This window comes from Ferrovibrio sp., assembly GCF_017994015.1.
Taxonomy (GTDB): Bacteria; Pseudomonadota; Alphaproteobacteria; order Ferrovibrionales; family Ferrovibrionaceae; genus Ferrovibrio.
This window is the reverse complement of record NZ_JAGOLP010000010.1, coordinates 20,777-38,431: the sequence shown is the minus strand read 5'-3', so window position 1 is coordinate 38,431 and position 17,655 is coordinate 20,777. Positions and strand designations below refer to the sequence as shown.

At 62.9% G+C, this 17,655-nt stretch carries 16 protein-coding genes; 9 read left to right on the top strand and 7 right to left on the bottom strand.

Annotation, left to right across the window (positions count from 1 at the left end):
* Position 1 precedes the first annotated feature (1 nt).
* On the bottom strand, positions 2-3,793 hold the full coding sequence (locus tag KBB36_RS07760; RefSeq protein ID WP_290978411.1) for a PAS-domain containing protein: 3,792 nt from the start codon (positions 3,791-3,793) through the stop codon (positions 2-4).
* A 152-nt stretch (positions 3,794-3,945) separates the two neighbouring features.
* On the opposite strand from KBB36_RS07760, the gene KBB36_RS07755 reads away from it, so the two are divergent.
* Entirely contained in the window at positions 3,946-4,872 is a 927-nt protein-coding gene (locus tag KBB36_RS07755; RefSeq protein ID WP_290978409.1) for an esterase-like activity of phytase family protein, read from the top strand.
* Between the two features lie 67 nt (positions 4,873-4,939).
* Here KBB36_RS07755 and rpmB read toward each other — a convergent pair whose 3' ends face one another.
* Positions 4,940-5,236, bottom strand: a complete 297-nt coding sequence (gene rpmB / locus KBB36_RS07750; protein WP_290978407.1) for a 50S ribosomal protein L28 — start codon at positions 5,234-5,236, stop codon at positions 4,940-4,942.
* Between the two features lie 230 nt (positions 5,237-5,466).
* Between rpmB and rpmH the strand changes: the two genes are divergently transcribed.
* From rpmH to argB, 6 genes are read left to right on the top strand one after another with little or no spacing between them, the layout of a single operon-like run.
* The gene (rpmH, locus tag KBB36_RS07745) at positions 5,467-5,601 is read left to right on the top strand and encodes a 50S ribosomal protein L34 (RefSeq protein WP_290978405.1); all 135 of its coding nucleotides are present in this window, start codon (positions 5,467-5,469) and stop codon (positions 5,599-5,601) included.
* A 21-nt stretch (positions 5,602-5,622) separates the two neighbouring features.
* Positions 5,623-6,018, top strand: coding sequence for a ribonuclease P protein component (rnpA, locus tag KBB36_RS07740; protein ID WP_290978403.1), 396 nt, complete (start codon positions 5,623-5,625; stop codon positions 6,016-6,018).
* 32 nt (positions 6,019-6,050) lie between these two features.
* Positions 6,051-6,311 (top strand): membrane protein insertion efficiency factor YidD, encoded by a 261-nt coding sequence (gene yidD / locus KBB36_RS07735; RefSeq protein ID WP_290978509.1) that lies wholly within the window; start codon positions 6,051-6,053, stop codon positions 6,309-6,311.
* Between the two features lie 3 nt (positions 6,312-6,314).
* Complete coding sequence (yidC, locus tag KBB36_RS07730) at positions 6,315-8,159, top strand: membrane protein insertase YidC (protein WP_290978401.1); 1,845 nt, start codon at positions 6,315-6,317, stop codon at positions 8,157-8,159.
* 7 nt (positions 8,160-8,166) lie between these two features.
* Positions 8,167-8,802 carry a ribosome biogenesis GTP-binding protein YihA/YsxC gene (gene yihA / locus KBB36_RS07725; protein WP_290978399.1) on the top strand — a complete coding sequence of 212 codons (636 nt, stop codon included), beginning with the start codon at positions 8,167-8,169 and terminating at the stop codon, positions 8,800-8,802.
* A 45-nt stretch (positions 8,803-8,847) separates the two neighbouring features.
* Entirely contained in the window at positions 8,848-9,783 is a 936-nt protein-coding gene (argB, locus tag KBB36_RS07720; RefSeq protein ID WP_290978398.1) for an acetylglutamate kinase, read from the top strand.
* Positions 9,784-9,796: 13 nt separating this feature from the next.
* Here the strand turns inward: argB and KBB36_RS07715 are convergent, their stop codons facing one another.
* The 3 genes from KBB36_RS07715 to gcvA all read right to left on the bottom strand — a co-directional run bounded on the left by KBB36_RS07715 (position 9,797) and on the right by gcvA (position 12,692).
* A complete protein-coding gene (locus KBB36_RS07715; protein WP_290978397.1) occupies positions 9,797-10,705 on the bottom strand; it encodes a 5'-methylthioadenosine/S-adenosylhomocysteine nucleosidase in 909 nt (302 codons plus the stop codon).
* 60 nt (positions 10,706-10,765) lie between these two features.
* Positions 10,766-11,677: a DMT family transporter gene (locus KBB36_RS07710; RefSeq protein WP_290978396.1), complete on the bottom strand. Its 912-nt coding sequence runs from the start codon at positions 11,675-11,677 to the stop codon at positions 10,766-10,768.
* A 73-nt stretch (positions 11,678-11,750) separates the two neighbouring features.
* A complete protein-coding gene (gcvA, locus tag KBB36_RS07705) occupies positions 11,751-12,692 on the bottom strand; it encodes a transcriptional regulator GcvA (protein WP_290978394.1) in 942 nt (313 codons plus the stop codon).
* A gap of 85 nt (positions 12,693-12,777) precedes the next feature.
* Here gcvA and KBB36_RS07700 point away from each other — a divergent pair, with 85 nt between their 5' ends.
* Positions 12,778-13,254, top strand: coding sequence for a VOC family protein (locus tag KBB36_RS07700; RefSeq protein WP_290978393.1), 477 nt, complete (start codon positions 12,778-12,780; stop codon positions 13,252-13,254).
* 64 nt (positions 13,255-13,318) lie between these two features.
* Here KBB36_RS07700 and KBB36_RS07695 read toward each other — a convergent pair whose 3' ends face one another.
* Together KBB36_RS07695 and purB are read right to left on the bottom strand one after the other, a co-directional pair.
* Complete coding sequence (locus KBB36_RS07695) at positions 13,319-14,203, bottom strand: haloalkane dehalogenase (RefSeq protein ID WP_290978392.1); 885 nt, start codon at positions 14,201-14,203, stop codon at positions 13,319-13,321.
* A 74-nt stretch (positions 14,204-14,277) separates the two neighbouring features.
* A complete protein-coding gene (gene purB / locus KBB36_RS07690) occupies positions 14,278-15,699 on the bottom strand; it encodes an adenylosuccinate lyase (protein ID WP_290978391.1) in 1,422 nt (473 codons plus the stop codon).
* A gap of 128 nt (positions 15,700-15,827) precedes the next feature.
* On the opposite strand from purB, the gene KBB36_RS07685 reads away from it, so the two are divergent.
* The gene (locus KBB36_RS07685) at positions 15,828-17,639 is read left to right on the top strand and encodes an acyl-CoA dehydrogenase (RefSeq protein ID WP_290978390.1); all 1,812 of its coding nucleotides are present in this window, start codon (positions 15,828-15,830) and stop codon (positions 17,637-17,639) included.
* Positions 17,640-17,655: the final 16 nt, after the last annotated feature.

The following is a 17,655-nucleotide window of genomic DNA, read 5'->3' as shown; positions in this document are numbered from 1 at the left end:
ATCAGCCGATCTTCTTGATCGAGGCGAGCAGCGAGCCAAGCTTGCTGCGCGCCGCTTCGCTCAGGCCCTCCTGGTTGGGCTTTTGCGCTGGCGCCGGTTCATCCGGCAGACCAGGCCCGGCAGCGGGGGCGCCCAGCACATTGTTGACCGCCGCCATCAGGTGGCCCAGGTCAATCGGCTTGGCGACATAGCCGTTCATGCCAGCGGCCAGATAGATGGCGCGGTCGCCTTCCATGGCATTGGCGGTAAGGGCGATGATCGGCAGATTGCCAGCGGGCGGCGGCAGACGACGGATGGCGCGGGTGGCTGCCATGCCATCCATTTCCGGCATCTGCACATCCATCAGCACCACATCAAACGGCGCCGTCTGCACGGCGGCGCAGGCTTCCAGGCCATTATTCACCATATGCACATGATGGCCCAGGCGGCGCAGCATGGTGGCAATCACCATCTGGTTGACCTGATTGTCCTCGGCCACCAGCAAACGCAGCGGCCGGCCCAGGGCATTGTGGCGCAATTCTTCGCTCGGCCGGGTTTCCGCCTGTGCCGGGGCCTCGCCCTCAGGCAGCGTCAGGCTGAACCAGAAGCGGCTGCCATGCCATTCCTCACTTTCGGCGCCAATGCTGCCGCCCATCAATTCGGTCAATTGTTTCGAGATCGCCAGGCCCAGCCCGGTGCCGCCGAAGCGGCGGCTGATCGAGCGGTCGGCCTGGGTGAAATGCGTGAACAGGTCGGCGATCTTGTCGGCTGCGATGCCGATGCCGGTATCCTGCACCGCCCAGGTCACCTTGTAGCGGCCAGCTTCCCGCAGCGGCGCCGCCGTCACTTCGATGGTCACGCCGCCCTTGTCGGTGAACTTGATCGCATTGCCCACCAGGTTGAACAGAATTTGCCGGATGCGGCTGGGATCGCCGCGCAGATAGCGGGGCGCATCGGCGGCAATCGCCACATCCAGCGCGATACCCTTGGTGACGGCGCGCGGCCCCATCATGAAGGTGATGCTTTCGACCAGACGATGCAGATCAAAATCCACTTCATCCAGCCGCACCTTGCCGGCTTCCAGTTTGGAGAAATCCAGGATGTCGTTCAGCAGCGTCAGCAGATGCTCCGCAGATTCACGCGCCGCTTCCAGCAATTTGCGCTGCTCGGCCCCCAATACTGTGTCACTCATCAAACCTATCGAGCCAAGCACACCATTCAGCGGCGTGCGGATTTCATGGCTCATCATGGCCAGGAAATCGCCCTTGGCGCGGTTCGCCGCCTCGGCACGATCCTTGGCCAGCGCGTAGCGGTCGGCCAAATCACTGAGCCGCGCCGCCTGATCCTCCACCTGGCGCTTGGCCGTGGCGAGATCGGCCAGATTGGTTTCCAGCGCGCGCTGCTGTTGCTTCAGGGCCGAGATATCGGTGCTGATGCCCACCATGCCACCATCGGCGGTGGGGCGTTCAGAGGTGCGCAGCCAGCGCCCGTCGGCCAGGCGCAATTCGGCGCTACCGCTGCTGGTTGGGCCCAGTTCCACCCGTTCGGCCAGCCAGGCATCAATCTCGCCATTGGCCATGTCGTCCAGCTTGCCGGCAATGCTGCCGCGCAGGATATCGGCAAACGGCGTGCCGGGCAGCAGCAGATGGCCGATTTCGGGGTGGAATTCGCGGAAACGGCTGTTGCACAACACCAGCCGGTGCTCGCGGTCATAGAGCACAAAGCCATCGGAAATGCTTTCAATGGCATCCACCAACTGGCGCTCGGCGCGTTTCACTTCGCTGATATCAGAGAAGATCGAGATCACGCCGCCATCGGCAATGCGGTGGCGCGTGATGCGCAGCCAGAGGCCGGGGCGCGGCTCAGCGATGAGCGGCTTGCCATCCGGATCATGCAGGGTCTGGCGCAGGGCCTGGCGGAAACTGAGCTGGTCGAGTGCCGGATTATCCACCAGGCGGCGACGCACGATTTCCTCAAACAGCAATTCCATATGCGCGCCGGGGCGGATGATCGCCGGATCGTGGCCGCTGATCTGGTAGAAGCGGTGATTGGCCAGCACCATGCGCCCATCGGCATCATAGAGCAGGAAGCCGTCAGGCAGGCTTTCAATCGAATCGCGCAGGCGCTGCTCGGCGCGTTTGATATCGGATATGTCGGCAAAGGTGGCGATCATGCCGCCTTGCGCGATGCGCTGCCGCGTTACGCGCATCCATTGCCCCGGGCGGTATTCCACATCCAGCGGCTGGCCCGATGGGTTGAGGAAATCCTCCTCGGTGCGGCGGCGCATTTCTGCGGCTTCAGCCGGCTGCAATTGCCAGAGCTTTTGCTCCACCACCCGCCGCACCAGTTCCAGCCCGTGGATGCCGGGTTTGACCAGTTTCGGGTCATGGCCGGTGAGATCGTAAAAGCGGCGGTTGGCCAGCACCAGGAAGCCGCCCGGGTCGTAGAGCGCAAAGCCTTCGTCGATGGTCTCGATGGCATCACGCAGCCGCTGTTCGGCATGTTTCAGCGCCGTCACATCGGTCAGGATGCCCACCATGCCGCCATCGCCGGTCGGCTGTTCCGAGATGCGCAGCCAGCGGCCATCGGGGAAGCGGCGTTCCACGGCATAACCGTGGCGATCCTGCCGCAACATCCGCTCACGCTTTTCCAGCCATAGACCAAAATCAGTCTGATCCATGATGAAGCCGTTCTGGTCGATAACGGCGCGAATCAGATCGGAATAGGTACGTCCGATGGCATCCGGCGCGTTCAGCGACGGGAAAATATCGGCGCTGCGGCTGTTGAACAGCACCAGGCGGTCATGTTCGTCATAGAGCACAAAACCGTCCGGCATATGCTCCAGCGCCTCGGTCAGCCGCTGTTCAGCCTGGCGCGTGGCGCCGATCTGGCGCCGCAGCAGAAATCCCAGGCAGATGCTGATCAGCAGTCCGGCGGTGAGCAGGGCGCCATAGGCAACCACATTCTGGCGCCAGCTGGCCAGCACGTCATCCGGCGACAGGCCGGCCAACACCACCAGCGGCAGGCTCGGCACACGGCGATAGGCAACAAAGCGCTGCACGCCGTCATTGCCGCCGCTGGAAACCAACTGGCCCTGCGGCGCACGCTCCAGCATGGCGAGATAATCCGGATTGTTAAAGCTGCCGCCGATATCAAGCCGCTGCGGCGTGTGGCGCAGCAGCCGGGTGCCATCGGCACGATACAGCGCCAGCAGCGAATGCGGCTGCGGCTGCATGCGCTCATAAACGCCGGCGAAATATTCCGGATCCACCGCCGCCACGATCACGCCGCCAAAACTGCCATCTGCCTGTCGGATGCGCCGGCTGACACTGAGCGCCCATTTGCCATTGAGCCGGCTTTGCACCGGCGGGCCGATGAACAGGCCGGCATCTGCCCGTTCAACATGAACCTGGAAATATTCGCGGTCGGCTGCCTGCAAGGCGCGCGGTGGATCGGCGGCGCTGTCCAGCACCGCAATGCCGGCCGGATTCAGCACCAGCCAGGCGCGGAGCTGCGGCAAGTCGCTCATCATGCTGTTCATGCGGCGGCGGATATCGGCCAGCGGCAGCGGATTCAGCATGCCGGTATCGGAAACACCATCGGCAAAATACTGGAGGAACAGATCAACGCTGGAAAAGGTGCGCGCGGCATGTTCGTCGAGCAATTGCGCTGTGGCGGCCGCCTGCTGCTGCGCCTGGCTCAGCGTTTCCGCACGCTGGCGGTAAAGCTGTAGCAGCACAGTTCCGGCCAGCAGCAGCAGCACCAGGCCCAGAAAGGCAGACAAATACAGCGTGATGTTGCTACGCTTCTGCATATGATGTGGCATGCCGCCGGGTTAGAGGGTTTCCGATGCCGAGAGTAACAGGATTTGCGGCCTTTTGCCCAACGCGGTTTGCCCTGATTCTGCTGTTCTGGGCTGTATATACCCCGGCCTGGGGGCAGATGCCGGAGGCAGCCCGGCCGGTTATGGTCCGCAGTCTGGCATTGGAACTAAATCCGGAAGCCCCGACCGAGCGCAGACTGGGCCGGCTGGAATATCTCGGCGGCCTGATTCTCGCCGCCAGCGATGATGATTTTGGCGGCTATTCCGGGCTGGCTGTTGATAATGCTGGTGCCGGCTTATGGGCGGTATCGGATCGCGGTCATTGGCTGCGGCTGGAATTGCAGCGCGATGCCGCCGGATTGCCGCGGGGCATAGAGCGGGCCTGGCTGGCGCCGTTATTCGGAGTCGGAACATCAGGGCGGTTGAAAGGCCAGTGGGTTGATGCCGAATCGCTGCGGCGCGCCGGCAATGGCGATTTCCTGGTTGGTTTTGAGCGTCGCCACCGGCTGCTGCGCTATCGCCCGCCAGCATTGGGGGCGGCGCCGGGAGCAGCCGAAGAACGGCTGCGGCTGCCGCCTGAAGCCGCGAAGCTGCCGGAGAATGGCGGCCTGGAAAGTGTGGCGGTGCTGGCGCCTGATGGGGCCGTGCTGATGATTGCCGAAGAATCGCTGCCCGGCGAATCCGGGATTTCGCCGGTATGGTTGCAGCAGGGCGAAACTTGGCGACGTTTATCCTGGCAGCGCCGGGGCGATTTTTTTCCCACCGATGCAGTGGGGCTGCCGGATGGTGGCCTGCTGGTGCTGGAACGCGCCTTTCGCTGGCTCAATGGCTGGGGCGCCCGGCTCAGCCGAGTCGCGGCGGCCGATTTGCGGGCAGCGCCAGATGGCAGCGTGTTGCCGGCGGAAATCCTGGCCGAATGGAGCCGGCCTTATGCCAATGATAACCTGGAGGCGATGGATGTGCGCCGCGCCGAGGATGGCACGCTCTGGCTCTATTTGATGTCGGACGACAATCAAAGCCCGTTCCAGCGCAGCCTGCTTATGCTGTTCAGATTGCCGGAGAAAGGCTGAAAATAACTAAAACGCCCGCAATGCGGCCTTTTGGCCGTGCGGGCGTTTCAAGTTCTGGAAGGTTAAATCAGGCTGCCGGAGCGGCAGCCCGGGCCTTCTTGATCTGACGCTTCAGCTTCTTGGCATCAATCGAAAGCTTGGCATCGGCGGTCTTGACCAGCCAATTATCCAAACCACCGTTATGCTCCACCGAGCGCAGGCCCTGCGCAGAGAGGCGCAACTTGACGTTGCGGCCCAGAGCCTCGGAAATCAGGGTAACCCCATGCAGATTCGGCATAAAACGCCGGAGCGTCTTATTATTGGCGTGGCTCACATTGTGGCCGAACTGAACGCCCTTGCCGGTCACTTCGCAGCGACGAGCCATGACAGACCTCTTTCTAGCAAACTGCCCAATAGGAATCCGAAATCCCTGCTGGGAATCCGAAAATCGGGGCGGGTTATAGGGTGTCGGGGCGCATCCGTCAACGAGATTCGGCCCTGAAAAGCTTTGCTGGCTTATATCGTTGACTCCCGCAGCGCCAGCCCTTATACAGCGGCACGATTTTGGCGGGGCCTGCAAAGGCCCTTTTTTACGCTTTTCGATGGAGAGCGGTTGTGAAACGGACTTATCAACCCAGCAAGCTGGTGCGCAAGCGCCGCCACGGTTTTCGCGCGCGCATGGCCACCGTTGGTGGTCGTAAGGTGGTGGCTTCCCGCCGCGCCATCGGGCGCAAGAAGCTCTCGGCCTGATTTCCCGAGCGGCACCGCCTGATGGCGACGGACAGCCTTGAACGGCTCCGCCGCCGGGCGGAGTATCTGCGGGTGCAGGGCGCCGAGCGGCGCTCGGCCCAGCCGGGTCTGCTGTTGCAGGCCGCGCTGGCACCCGAAAGCTCATCCCGTGCAGCTATCCGCGTTGGCTTTACCGCCTCGCGCAAGGTCGGCAATGCCGTGCTGCGCAACCGCGCCCGCCGGCGGCTGAAAGCATTGGCGCGTGAAATCATGCCGCAGCATGCCGTGCCCGGCCATGAATATGTGCTGGTGGCGCGCAAGGCCACGCCGGAACGGGGCTTTGCTGAATTGCGCCGCGATCTGGAAGCCGCCTTGCGGCGGCTTAAGCTGTGGCAGGCTGTCCCCGTGCTGGCCGCCTCGCCGGAGCCGGGCGCGTGACCGCGCCGGTGTCATATTCCTTTCCCGCTCGTCTGGTAGCCTTGCCAATCCGGGCCTACCGGTTGTTTCTCTCCCCCTGGGTAGGGCATAACTGCCGCTTCCAGCCAACCTGCTCGTGCTATGCACTGGAGGCGCTGGAACGTCATGGTGCCTGGCGCGGGACATATCTCACCGTGCGGCGCCTGGCGCGTTGCCAGCCGTTCGGTTCCAGCGGTTTCGATCCGGTTCCCCCGATCGGGGAGCCACCAGGGCAGAATAGTAACCTCGCCCCGGCCAACAAGGCGGATTCGTAGAGCATGTCAGACCAGAAGAACCTCATCATCGCCATTGCGCTGTCGCTTGCGATCATGCTCGGTTTCCAATTCTTCGTGGATGCGCCGCGCCAGGAAAAACTGCGTGCCGAACAGGCGGCGCAGAAGGCCGCCACCACGCAGGTGACCAATCCGGATGGCTCGGCTGTGCCGACGCCGGCCCCAGGTGCTGCGCCGGGCCTGAACGCGCTGCCGGCCCTGCCCGGCGCCGCCGGCCCGGTTGTTACGGGTGCCAGCCGCGCTGCGGTGGTGGCGCAAACCCCGCGTGTGACGATTGAAGGCCAGCGCCTGCGCGGCTCGATCAATTTGGTCGGCGGCCGGGTCGATGACGTGATCCTGCCGGATTACAAGGAAGAGCTGGCGCCCAACAGCCCGCCGATCACGCTGTTGTCGCCGGCTGGCGCGCCGCATCCCTATTATGCCGAATTCGGCTGGACTGCGGCGCCCGGCGACAGCACCAAGCTGCCCGGGCCGCAGACGCGCTGGAGCGCCGACAAGACCACGCTCAAGACCGGCGAGACGGTGACACTGAGCTGGGATAACGGCGAGGGTCTGGTATTCACCCGCGCCATCTCGCTCGACGATAATTTCATGTTCAACGTGGTGCAGGGCATCGAGAACAAGAGCGACAAGCCGCTCACGCTGTTCCCCTATGCGCTGCTGTCGCGCCATGGCCTGCCCAAGACCGATGGCCTCTATATCCTTTATGAAGGTCCGCTGGGCGTGTTCCGCCCCAAAGCGGATGAGAAGGGCACGTTGAAGGAAGTGCCCTACGGCGATCTGGCCAAAGATAAGAATGCCGAATTCGACTCGGTGGGCGGCTGGCTCGGCTTCACCGACAAATACTGGCTTACCGCGCTGGTGCCGGGTGTTGAGCAGAATATCAAGGGCCGCTTCACCCATGGCGGCACGCCGGGCGCCGACCGCTTCCAGGTTGATTGGCTTGGCGGCGGCGTGGCCGTGGCAGCCGGCGCCAAGGCGCAATCGGCCAGCCTGCTGTTCGTTGGCGCCAAGCAGACCGAACTGGTCAACCGCTACGAGGAGCGGCACCAGATTCCGCGTTTCGACCTGGTGATTGACTGGGGCTGGTTCCCGTATCTCACCAAGCCGATGTTCTTCGCGATCCATTGGTTCCATGGCTGGGCTGGCAATATCGGCGTGGCCATGCTGATTGTCACCGTGATCGTGAAGCTGCTGTTCTTCCCGCTCGCCTACAAATCCTATGTGGCGATGAGCGCGATGAAGAAGCTGCAACCCGAAATGCAGCGCCTGCGCGAGCGCCATGGCGAAAATCGCGAGGCGATGCAGAAGGAATTGATGGAGCTGTACAAGAAGGAGAAGGTCAATCCAGCCGCTGGCTGCTTGCCGATCCTGTTGCAGATCCCGGTTTTCTTCGCGCTCTACAAGGTGCTGTATATCAGCATCGAAATGCGCCATGCGCCATTTTTCGGCTGGATTCACGATCTTTCGGCGCCTGATCCAACTTCGTGGATCAACCTGTTCGGCCTACTGCCCTACGATGTGCCCGCGGTCTTTGCCTTCGGCGGCATGCTGCACATCCTGTCGCTCGGCGTCTGGCCGATCATCATGGGCATCACCATGTGGCTGCAGATGCGCCTCAATCCGCAGCCGCCGGATCCGGTACAGCAGAAGATTTTTGCCCTCATGCCGGTGGTGTTCACCTTCATGCTCGGTTCCTTCGCTTCCGGCCTGGTGATCTACTGGTCGTGGAACAACACGCTCAGCATCATCCAGCAGATCATCATCATGCGCCGCATGGGTGTGAAGATCGGCGGCGGTGCCGATCCCACGCCGCCGCCTGCGAAGTGACGCCAGGATGAGCGAGCCGCAATACAGCGCGGCACAGATCGAGAAGGGCCGGCTGCTTTTCGCCGGCCCTTGCGATTTTGTCGCCGGGGCGATGATCGCCGAAATGCTGCCGGCGCCATCCTTGCCGGAAATCGCCTTTGCCGGCCGCTCCAATGTTGGCAAGTCCAGCCTGGTCAATGCGCTCACCGGGCGCAAAACCCTGGCGCGTGTTTCCAACACGCCGGGCCGCACCCAGCAGCTCAATTTCTTCTCGCTCGGCGGCAAGCTGATGCTGGTGGATCTGCCGGGCTATGGCTATTCGCAGGCTGGCAAGCAGGTGGCGGCCGACTGGACCCGCCTGGCGGTGGATTTTCTCAAGGGCCGGCCCAACCTGCGCCGCGTGCTGCTGCTGGTGGATGGCCGCCATGGCCTCAAGGACAGCGATCTCGACATCATGGAGATTTTCGACGCCTCGGCCGTGGTCTACCAGGTGGTGCTGACCAAGGCCGACAAGGTGAAGCCGGTCGAGGCCGCCGCGCGTCTGGCTGAAACCCGCGCCAAGGTCAGCCGCCGCGTTGCTGCGCATCCGGAAGTGCTGTTCACCTCCAGCGAAAAGGCGCTCGGCATACCAGAACTCCGCGCCGAGCTTGCGGGGCTGGTTTAAACCGCTTTATATAGGCCCGATTTCGTCCAGAAACGGAAACGCCCAATGAAAACCGCCGGCCCCAAGCCCTTGGAATCGCATTTGCAGGAAACCGCCAAGGTGCTGTCGGAAGCGCTGCCCTATATGCGCCGCTTCGCCGGTCAGACCATGGTGATCAAGTATGGCGGCCATGCCATGGGCGACGAGCATCTGGCGCAGGAATTTGCCCGCGACGTGGTGCTGATCAAGCAGGTGGGCATCAATCCCATCGTGGTGCATGGCGGCGGGCCGCAGATCGGCGCCATGCTCGACCGGCTCAAGATCAAGAGCGAATTCATCGATGGCCTGCGTGTTACCGACCAGGCCACGGTGGAGATCGTGGAAATGGTGCTGGCCGGCTCGATCAACAAACAGGTTGTCACCGCGATCAACAGCGTCGGCGGCATCGGCATCGGCCTGTCGGGCAAGGATGGCCGGCTGATCGAGGCGCGCAAGCTGCGCCGCTCGGTGCGCGATCCCGGCTCGAATATCGAGAAGCTGCTTGATCTCGGCTTTGTCGGCGAGCCGGTCAAGGTCAACCCGGATATCCTGCGCACCTTGCAGAATTCCAACATCATCCCGGTGGTGGCGCCGATCGGCATCGGCGAGCATGGCGAAACCTACAACATCAATGCCGACACGGCAGCCGGCGCGATTGCCTCGGCGGTGGGCGCGGCCAAGCTGCTGATGCTCACCGATGTGGCCGGCGTGCTGAACAAGGACAAGCACCTGATCCCGAAGCTGACGCCGAAAGAAGCGCTGATGCTGATGGGTGATGGCACCATTTCCGGCGGCATGATCCCGAAGCTGGAAACCTGCCTGGATGCGGTGCGCGGCGGTGTGCATGCGGCGCATATCCTGGATGGCCGCATCCCGCATGTGCTGCTGCTCGAATTGTTCACCGCGCATGGCGTCGGCACCATGCTGGAACGCGCCCCGGTAACGCCACGCGCCGGCGAATAATCGGGCGTTCAAGTCAGCGCGGCGGCGCCCATACTTCCAGGAAACGCCGCACCATTGCGGCGGAATTATCGGAAGCCAAGCGCATGAAGGTAGCCATTTCGTTGCCGCCTTTTTCGCCGCCGGCCAGATCGGACAGGCTGCGGAAGGCGATGAACGGCACGCCATTGGCATAGGCCACCATCGCCACCGCCGCACTTTCCATATCCAGCACGCGCGCCTGGAAGGCATCAAACACATAGCGCCGGAAATCGGCATTATCCACAAAGGCCTGGCCGGAAACGCCATTGCCGCCCAGCACCAGGCGCGGCTTCTGCTCCAGGCAGGTAGTGCCGCTGGCGCAATGCTGTAACGTTACATCATTGAGCCGCCGTGCTGCCGCCAGCATGCCGGGATCAACCTCAAACCAGAATTTGGCTTCCGGCGCCGCATTGGCGCGCCGCACCTCCACCGCATTGGGGAAGATCATGCCGTAATTCGGCTGTTCAGGTTTTTTCCAGGGCGGTAGTTCATAACGGCGATTGCCGAGGTCGCGGGCAAAGGTGGCTTCCAGATACTGCGCCCATTTATCCGCCACCACCACATCGCCAACATTCAAGCCAGGGTCGACGCCGCCGGCAATGCCGCTGAAAACGATGCCGCTGATATCGAAGCGGTTGAGGGCGATCTGGGTGCTCATGGTGGCATTCACCATGCTGATGCCACTGAGGAACAGCACCACATCGCGGCCCGAAAGCCGCCCGGTGACAAATTCGATGCCGTTCACAGCATGGCTCTGTGGCTCGGCCAGCGCCGCTTTTAGGGTGAGCCATTCCGGGCCAAAGGCCGAAATCACCGCCACGCGCGGGCGGGAATCCAGCTTATCGGCCGCAACTGCCAGAATGGGCAGCATACAAAACAGCAAGGTAAACAACGCTTTGCGCATAGGGCAGACTCCTGATCTGCGCTAGCTTAGCCTGCGGCCGGGTCGCTGTGAAAGCCCAGATTACCGCTGGCTGGGGCGCTGATTGACCAGCAGGATGCCAAAAATAATCACCAGCAGGGCACCCCAGACCAGCAAGCTGTAGCTTTCGCCAAAATAGAACGCGCCGATCATCAGGCTTGTGGTGGTGATGACATAGCCAATCTGGCTCAGATAGACCGGGCCGGCTACGCGCTGCAATTCAAAATAGGTGATGAAGCTCAGGCAGGCAAAACCGCCAGCCACCGGCAGCACCCAGTCGGTTTCGCCGTGGCCAGGCAGATAGAGCCTTGGGCTGGAAACCAGCGCCATGGCGCCACCGGCCAGCAGCAGCCAGAGCGCCGCAGCCAGAAGTGTACCCGCCGCCAGCAGCAATGGCGCTGCATTCTGCGGCCAGGCACGGGTGCGATAGATGTTGCCAATGGCCAGGGCAACCGGCGCGATGAAGGCCAGCAGCATCCAGGGTAAATCCGGCCCGGCGACCGGGCCGCTGCGCGGCACCAGGATCAGCAGGATGCCGACCAGCCCGAGGCCGATGCCGGCAGCGCGCCGCCAGACAAGTTTTTCCATCCCGAGCAGCAGGGCAAGGCTGTAGGTGAGGAGGGTGGGGAAGGCATAGACAACGCTCGGCAGTCCGGCCCCGATGCGGGCCACGGCAAGAAAAATAAGCACATGCGGCAATGCCAGGGTTATGAAGCCGCTGATCAGAAAAAAGCGTAGATGCTGTGCCGATGCCACGGGCCGGCTGCCGGTGGCGCAGGCCAGCACAAGCAACAGCAGGCCGCCGATTAAATTCTGCCAGAAGGCAAAGGCGACCGGCGAAATACCCTGGTCCAGTGCCACTTTGGCAAATGGCGTGGACAGGCCGAGCGTGGTGCCGGTAGCGACGAGCAGCAGCAGCGGATAGAAGCGCGATTGACGCAGACTGGCAAACATGGCGGTTACGAACTCGTCACTGAATGTGAGACTATTGCTTAGCCAATGCCGGGGCTGCTGGCTGTGTCATGCATCACAAGCTGATTTCCTGGCTGTTGTGCAGCCAGTCGCGGAAGGCACGGATCGCCGGTTCGCGCTCGCGGCCCTGCTGGTGCAGCAAATAATAGCCGCCGCGCCGCTGCACACGATGCTCGGGCAAGGGTTCGATCAGGCGGCCATCGCGCAATTCGGCGCTGATGAAAAAATCCGGCACCAGGGCCAGGCCAAGGCCATTGGCCGCCGCTTCAATCGACATGAAAAAATGCTCAAAACCGGGGCCATGCTGCTGTGGTGCTGGCTTCAGACCGGCAGCGGCAAACCATTCCGCCCAGGCTTCCGGGCGGGTGGAATGGGTCAGCAGGGTGTGGCGCCGCACATCCTCGGGCCGTTTCACCGGGCGGCTTTTCAGCAGAGCGGGGCTGCCCACCAGCAGCACGGTTTCGGGGAACAGGAAACTGGCGGCCAGGCCCTCGGGCCAGGTGTCACGCCCAGCCGGCGGGCCATATTGGATGCCCACATCAATGGCCTCGCGTGCGAAATCGATCGGGCGGTCGGCGCTGGTCACATCCACCGATATTTCCGGGTGGCGGCGCTGGAAATCCGCCAGGCGCGGCATGAACCAGCGCATTGCCAGGGTGGGCAGGGTGGCAATGGTCAGCCGGTTGGCCGGGCGCCCGGCGCGGGCCACCAGGCGGGTGGCGGCAAATAACCGCTCGAAGGCATCCTGCAAGGCGGGCAGATAGGCGCCGCCGATTTCGGTCAGTTCCAGGCCGCGCGGGCCGCGGCGGAAAAGCTGCACCCCCAGATCGGCTTCCAACTGCTTCACCAGCCGGCTCACCGCGCCCTGGGTGACATGCAATTCGGCGGCGGCGCGGGTGAAACTGAGATGGCGCCCGGCGGCGGCAAAGGCGCGCAGGGCGTTCAGGGAGGGCAGAGGGCCGCTCTCGCCGGGTGGGTTGTTATGAGGAAAACTCATGGCTGGGCGAGTTTAAATCGATTGTGGCGCCGGCGCCAATGGTTAGGATCAGCGCTGATACGCCCCCCCAGATTTGGAGCCAGCCATGAATGCCCTGACCCCGACCGCGAAACCCGAAACCAGCACGCTGCCGAATGGCGGCAAGCCGATCCGCCCGTTCCATCTCGCCTTCCCGGTGCATGACATTGCGGCGGCGCGCAGCTTCTATGGCGATCTGCTCGGCTGCCCGGAAGGCCGCTCGGCCGATAACTGGGTGGATTTTGATCTGTTCGGCCATCAGATCGTGGCGCATCTGGCGCCCGAGGAATGTGGCCATGCCAAGACCAGCGATGTGGACGACCATGCCGTGCCGGTGAAGCATTTCGGCGTGGTGCTGAATATTCCGGAATGGAAGGCACTGGCCGAGAAGATGCAGTCGGTCGGCACCAAATTTGTCATCGAGCCCTATGTGCGTTTCGAGGGCGAGGTCGGCGAGCAATACACCATGTTCTTCCTCGATCCCTCGGGCAACGCGCTGGAATTCAAGGCCTTCGCCCATGACGAGATGATCTTCGCCAAGTAATTGCCCAGTAGCAGACCAACTTTTCCAGCACCCCCGCCATTCCCGGCGGGGGTGTTTTTTTGTCTCAATCCAGCAGCGCCAGCGCCTGCGTGGTGAAAAGCGGCGCCCATTCCTGCACAAAATGCCCGGCCTCGGCCACTTCGATGGGGGCTGGGCAATTGCGGATTTGTTTGTGCAGCGCCTGCATCACCGGCGCGCCCAGCACCGGGTCGGCCATGCCGATCACCATGGCGCTTTTGCCCTGCCAGTCGTTGCGCCAGAAATCCCGGGCGTTGCGCGAGGTTTCGGTGCCCGGCGCATCGGGATTATCCGGCACCAGATTGGGGAAGCGGCGCACGCCGCCCTTGTAATGCAGATCAGGATAGGGCGCGTCATAGGCGGCGGCCTCGGCCGGTGATAGCTGCGGGCAACTGCGCTGCATCAGCTTGCCGACCGCCATGTCGGGATTCTTGTTGTTCCATGCACGCCAATCCAGGAAGCCCTGGGTCAGTGGCGCATCGCCGGTGGCGAGTGCCGTGTTCATCACCAGCAAGCCACTGAACCGCTCCGGCATCTTCTTCGGGATCGTCAGGCCGAGCAGGCCGCCCCAATCCTGGCATACCAGCACGGTGTTTTGCAGGTTGAGCGCCCGGATCAGCGCGATCAGGCTGTCGCGGTGGAAATCGAAAGTGTAGACCGCATCCTCGCGCGGCTTGTCGGATTTGCCGAAGCCGAACAGGTCAGGCGCCACCACACGATGGCCGGCCTGCACCAGCAGCGGGATCATCTGGCGGTAAAGATAGCTCCAGGTCGGCTGGCCATGCAGGCACAGGAAGGTTTTGCCGCCATGCCGGCCTTCATCCAGGTAATGCATGCGCAGGCCATTGGCATGCTCAAGATAATGCGGCTTGAAATCATAGCCGGGCAGATTGTCAAACCGCTCGTCCGGCGTGCGCAGGGCCTCGATCATGGCGTCTCTCCCTTTTGTTATCGTTAGGAAGAGACTGCATGGATCGTGGCGCGGGTGTCAATGATGCGGCTGGCTCAGGCTTTCTTCGGTTTTGCCTTTGCTTTCGGCTTCCTGGCCTTCTTGGCTTTTTCCGGTTTCTTCACCTTGGCGCGCGCCTTGCCCGGCTTGCTGCTCACCGCCTTGGCATGGGCCGCCACGGCCTTGGGGCCAAACACGCGGCGGAAGATGGTGTCCACATGCTTGAGGTGGTAGCCGAGGTCAAACAGATCGGCGAGCTGCTTCGGCTTCAGCTTGGCGGTCACTTCCGGTTCGCCCTGGAGCAGCTTGAGGAAATCGCCGCCCTCGCGCCAGATCACCATGGCATGCTTCTGCACCAGGCGGTAGCTGTCCTCGCGGCTCAGGCCGGCCTGGGTCAGCGCCAGCAGGATACGCTGCGAATGCACCAGGCCGCCGAAGCGGTCCAGGTTCTTCATCATGTTTTCCGGATACACCACCAGCTTTTCGACCACGCCGGCCAGCCGGTGCAGCGCAAAATCAAGATGGATGGTGGCATCCGGGCCGATGCCGCGCTCCACCGAGGAATGGCTGATATCGCGCTCATGCCACAAAGCCACATTCTCCAGCGCCGGCACCACCGCCGAACGCACCAGCCGGGCCAGGCCGGTCAGGTTCTCGGTCAGCACCGGGTTGCGCTTGTGCGGCATCGCCGACGAGCCCTTCTGGCCGGGCGAGAAATATTCCTCGGCCTCCATCACTTCACTGCGTTGCAGGTGGCGGATTTCAGTTGCCAGCCGTTCGATGGAGGAAGCCACCACGGCGAGATGGGCAAAATAGGCGGCATGGCGGTCGCGCGGAATCACCTGGGTGCTGACCGGCTCGGGGCGCAGGCCAAGCTGCTTGGCGACATGCTCTTCCACACGCGGATCGATATTGGCGAAGGTGCCTACTGCGCCCGAGATGGCGCAGGTGGCCACTTCCTCACGCGCCAGTTCGAGGCGGCGGCGGGCGCGCTGGAATTCGGCATGATATCCGGCCAGCTTGAGGCCGAAAGTCACCGGCTCGGCATGGATGCCATGGCTGCGGCCGATGCAGGGCAGCAGCTTGTATTCAAAGGCGCGCTCGGCCAGCGCCTTGAGCACACGGTCGCAGCCGGCCAGCAAAAGGTCGGCGGCCTTCACCAGTTGCAGGTTGAAGCAGGTATCCAGCACATCCGAGGATGTCATACCCTGGTGCACAAAGCGCGCTGCCGGGCCGACATATTCCGCCAGGTTGGTGAGGAAGGCGATCACGTCATGCTTGGTCTCGCGCTCGATGGCATCGATGCGGTCGATTTCCCACTGGCCCTTCTTCCACACTTCCTTGGCTGCCGCCTTCGGGATCACGCCCAGCTTGGCCTGGGCGTCGCAGGCATGTGCCTCGATTTCAAACCAGAGCCGGAACTTCATTTCCGGTTCCCAGATGGCGGCCATTTCGGGGCGGGTGTAGCGCGGGATCATGCGGGCCTCAAAGGCTGGAAATAGGCGGGAAAGCTGCCGCCTTATAGCCCCCGGGCGGCGCCGGATCAATCAATTGACGCTGACTGGGGAATCGGGCAGCGTCGCGCCCGGAAACGGGAGAGAACGCCATGGCCGCCGAAAACACGCTCAGCACGATTGATCGCCGCGATCTGGATTTCCAGCTTTTTGAACTGTTGCGGGTGCAGCAGCTGGCCGAACGCCCATTTTTTGCCGATCACGACCGCGAAACCCTGAACGCCGCGCTGGATACCGCCCAGGTTATCGCCGCCGAGCATTTCCAGACCCATAACCGCAAGAACGACCTGCATGAGCCGAGCTTCGATGGCAAGACGGTGACGATTATCCCGGAGGTGCGGGCGGCGCTGGATCAGTTTGTCGGCGTCGGCTTCATGGCGGCGCACCGGCCTTATGACGAGGGCGGCCAGCAATTACCCTGGAGCCTGCTGCAAGGCTGCTTTGCCTGTTTCAACGCCGCCAATGTCGCCTCCACCGGCTATGCCTTCCTCACCATCGGCGCCGCCAATCTGATCGGCGCCTTTGGCAATGCCGACCAGAAGGCGCGCTACATGGCGCCTATGCTGAGCGGGCGTTTTTTCGGCACCATGTGCCTGTCTGAACCGCAGGCCGGCTCGGGCCTGGCCGATATCCGCAGCCGCGCCACGCCGCTGGCCGATGGCAGCTATCGCATCAGCGGCAGCAAGATGTGGATTTCCGGCGGCGAACATGAATTGTCGGAAAACATCGTGCATCTGGTGCTGGCCCGGATTGATGGCGCGCCGGCCGGGGTGCGTGGCATCTCGCTGTTCACGGTGCCGAAATTCCGCGTCAACGACGATGGCAGCCTGGGTGCGCGCAATGATGTGCAGCTTGCCGGGCTTAATCACAAGATGGGCTTTCGCGGCACCACCAACACGCTGCTGTCTTTTGGCGAAAACGGCGATTGTATCGGGCAGTTGATCGGCCAGCCGCATCGCGGCCTGGAATACATGTTCATGATGATGAACGAGGCGCGGATCGGCGTTGGCCTCGGCGCCACCGCTTTGGGCATCGCCGGCTATCGCTACAGCCTGGATTATGCCCGCCAGCGCCTTCAGGGGCGCGCCCCGGATAACAAGGACCCGGCCTCGGCGCCGCTGCCGATCATCCAGCATGCCGATATCCGCCGCCTGCTGCTGGCGCAGAAAGCGGCGGTGGAAGGCGCGCTGGCGCTGTGCCTCTATGCCGCGCATCTGGTGGATATTGAACATACCGCCGCCTCGCCGGCGGAGAAGCAGCAGGCCACCTTGCTGCTGGATATGCTGACGCCGATGGTGAAATCCTGGCCCAGCGAATTCTGCCTGGAAGCCAACAAACATGCCATCCAGGTGCTGGGCGGCTATGGCTATACGCGGGATTATCCGGTGGAGCAGTATTACCGCGACAACCGGCTCAACCCGATCCATGAAGGCACCCATGGTGTGCAGGGCATGGACCTGCTCGGCCGCAAGATCGTGATGCAGGGCGGCGCCGGCTTTGCACTGCTGCTGGCCACCATACGCGCCGATATTGCCGCCGCCGCTGATCCGCTGGTGACGCCTTACGCTGCCGCGCTGGAAGCGGCTTTGCAGCGGGTGGAACAGGCCACCCAGGCCATGCTGCCGGCGATGAAAGACGGCCGCCTGGCGCTCTATCTGGCTAATGCCACGCTGTATCTCGACATGCTGGGCCATGTGGTGATTGCCTGGATGTGGCTGCGCCAGGCCAATGTGGCAGCGGCGGCCTTGCACAATGATGCGCAGCGCGATGCCGATTTCTATCAGGGCAAGCTGGCCGCCTGCCGCTATTTCTATGCCTATGAACTGGCCAAGCTGGATTACTGGCTGCCCTTGCTGGCGCGGCTGGAGCCGGCCACGCTGGAGATGCAGCCGGCCTGGTTCTGATCAAACCTCTGTATAG

What these genes read in the sequence shown, in the direction of transcription:
- KBB36_RS07760 (WP_290978411.1), bottom strand. Translation starts at nt 3,793, where the DNA reads ATGCAGAAGCGTAGCAACATCACGCTGTATTTGTCTGCCTTTCTGGGC.
- KBB36_RS07755 (WP_290978409.1), top strand. Translation starts at nt 3,946, where the DNA reads ATGGTCCGCAGTCTGGCATTGGAACTAAATCCGGAAGCCCCGACCGAG.
- rpmB (WP_290978407.1), bottom strand. Translation starts at nt 5,236, where the DNA reads ATGGCTCGTCGCTGCGAAGTGACCGGCAAGGGCGTTCAGTTCGGCCAC.
- rnpA (WP_290978403.1), top strand. Translation starts at nt 5,623, where the DNA reads ATGGCGACGGACAGCCTTGAACGGCTCCGCCGCCGGGCGGAGTATCTG.
- yidC (WP_290978401.1), top strand. Translation starts at nt 6,315, where the DNA reads ATGTCAGACCAGAAGAACCTCATCATCGCCATTGCGCTGTCGCTTGCG.
- yihA (WP_290978399.1), top strand. Translation starts at nt 8,167, where the DNA reads ATGAGCGAGCCGCAATACAGCGCGGCACAGATCGAGAAGGGCCGGCTG.
- argB (WP_290978398.1), top strand. Translation starts at nt 8,848, where the DNA reads ATGAAAACCGCCGGCCCCAAGCCCTTGGAATCGCATTTGCAGGAAACC.
- KBB36_RS07715 (WP_290978397.1), bottom strand. Translation starts at nt 10,705, where the DNA reads ATGCGCAAAGCGTTGTTTACCTTGCTGTTTTGTATGCTGCCCATTCTG.
- KBB36_RS07710 (WP_290978396.1), bottom strand. Translation starts at nt 11,677, where the DNA reads ATGTTTGCCAGTCTGCGTCAATCGCGCTTCTATCCGCTGCTGCTGCTC.
- gcvA (WP_290978394.1), bottom strand. Translation starts at nt 12,692, where the DNA reads ATGAGTTTTCCTCATAACAACCCACCCGGCGAGAGCGGCCCTCTGCCC.
- KBB36_RS07700 (WP_290978393.1), top strand. Translation starts at nt 12,778, where the DNA reads ATGAATGCCCTGACCCCGACCGCGAAACCCGAAACCAGCACGCTGCCG.
- KBB36_RS07695 (WP_290978392.1), bottom strand. Translation starts at nt 14,203, where the DNA reads ATGATCGAGGCCCTGCGCACGCCGGACGAGCGGTTTGACAATCTGCCC.
- purB (WP_290978391.1), bottom strand. Translation starts at nt 15,699, where the DNA reads ATGATCCCGCGCTACACCCGCCCCGAAATGGCCGCCATCTGGGAACCG.
- KBB36_RS07685 (WP_290978390.1), top strand. Translation starts at nt 15,828, where the DNA reads ATGGCCGCCGAAAACACGCTCAGCACGATTGATCGCCGCGATCTGGAT.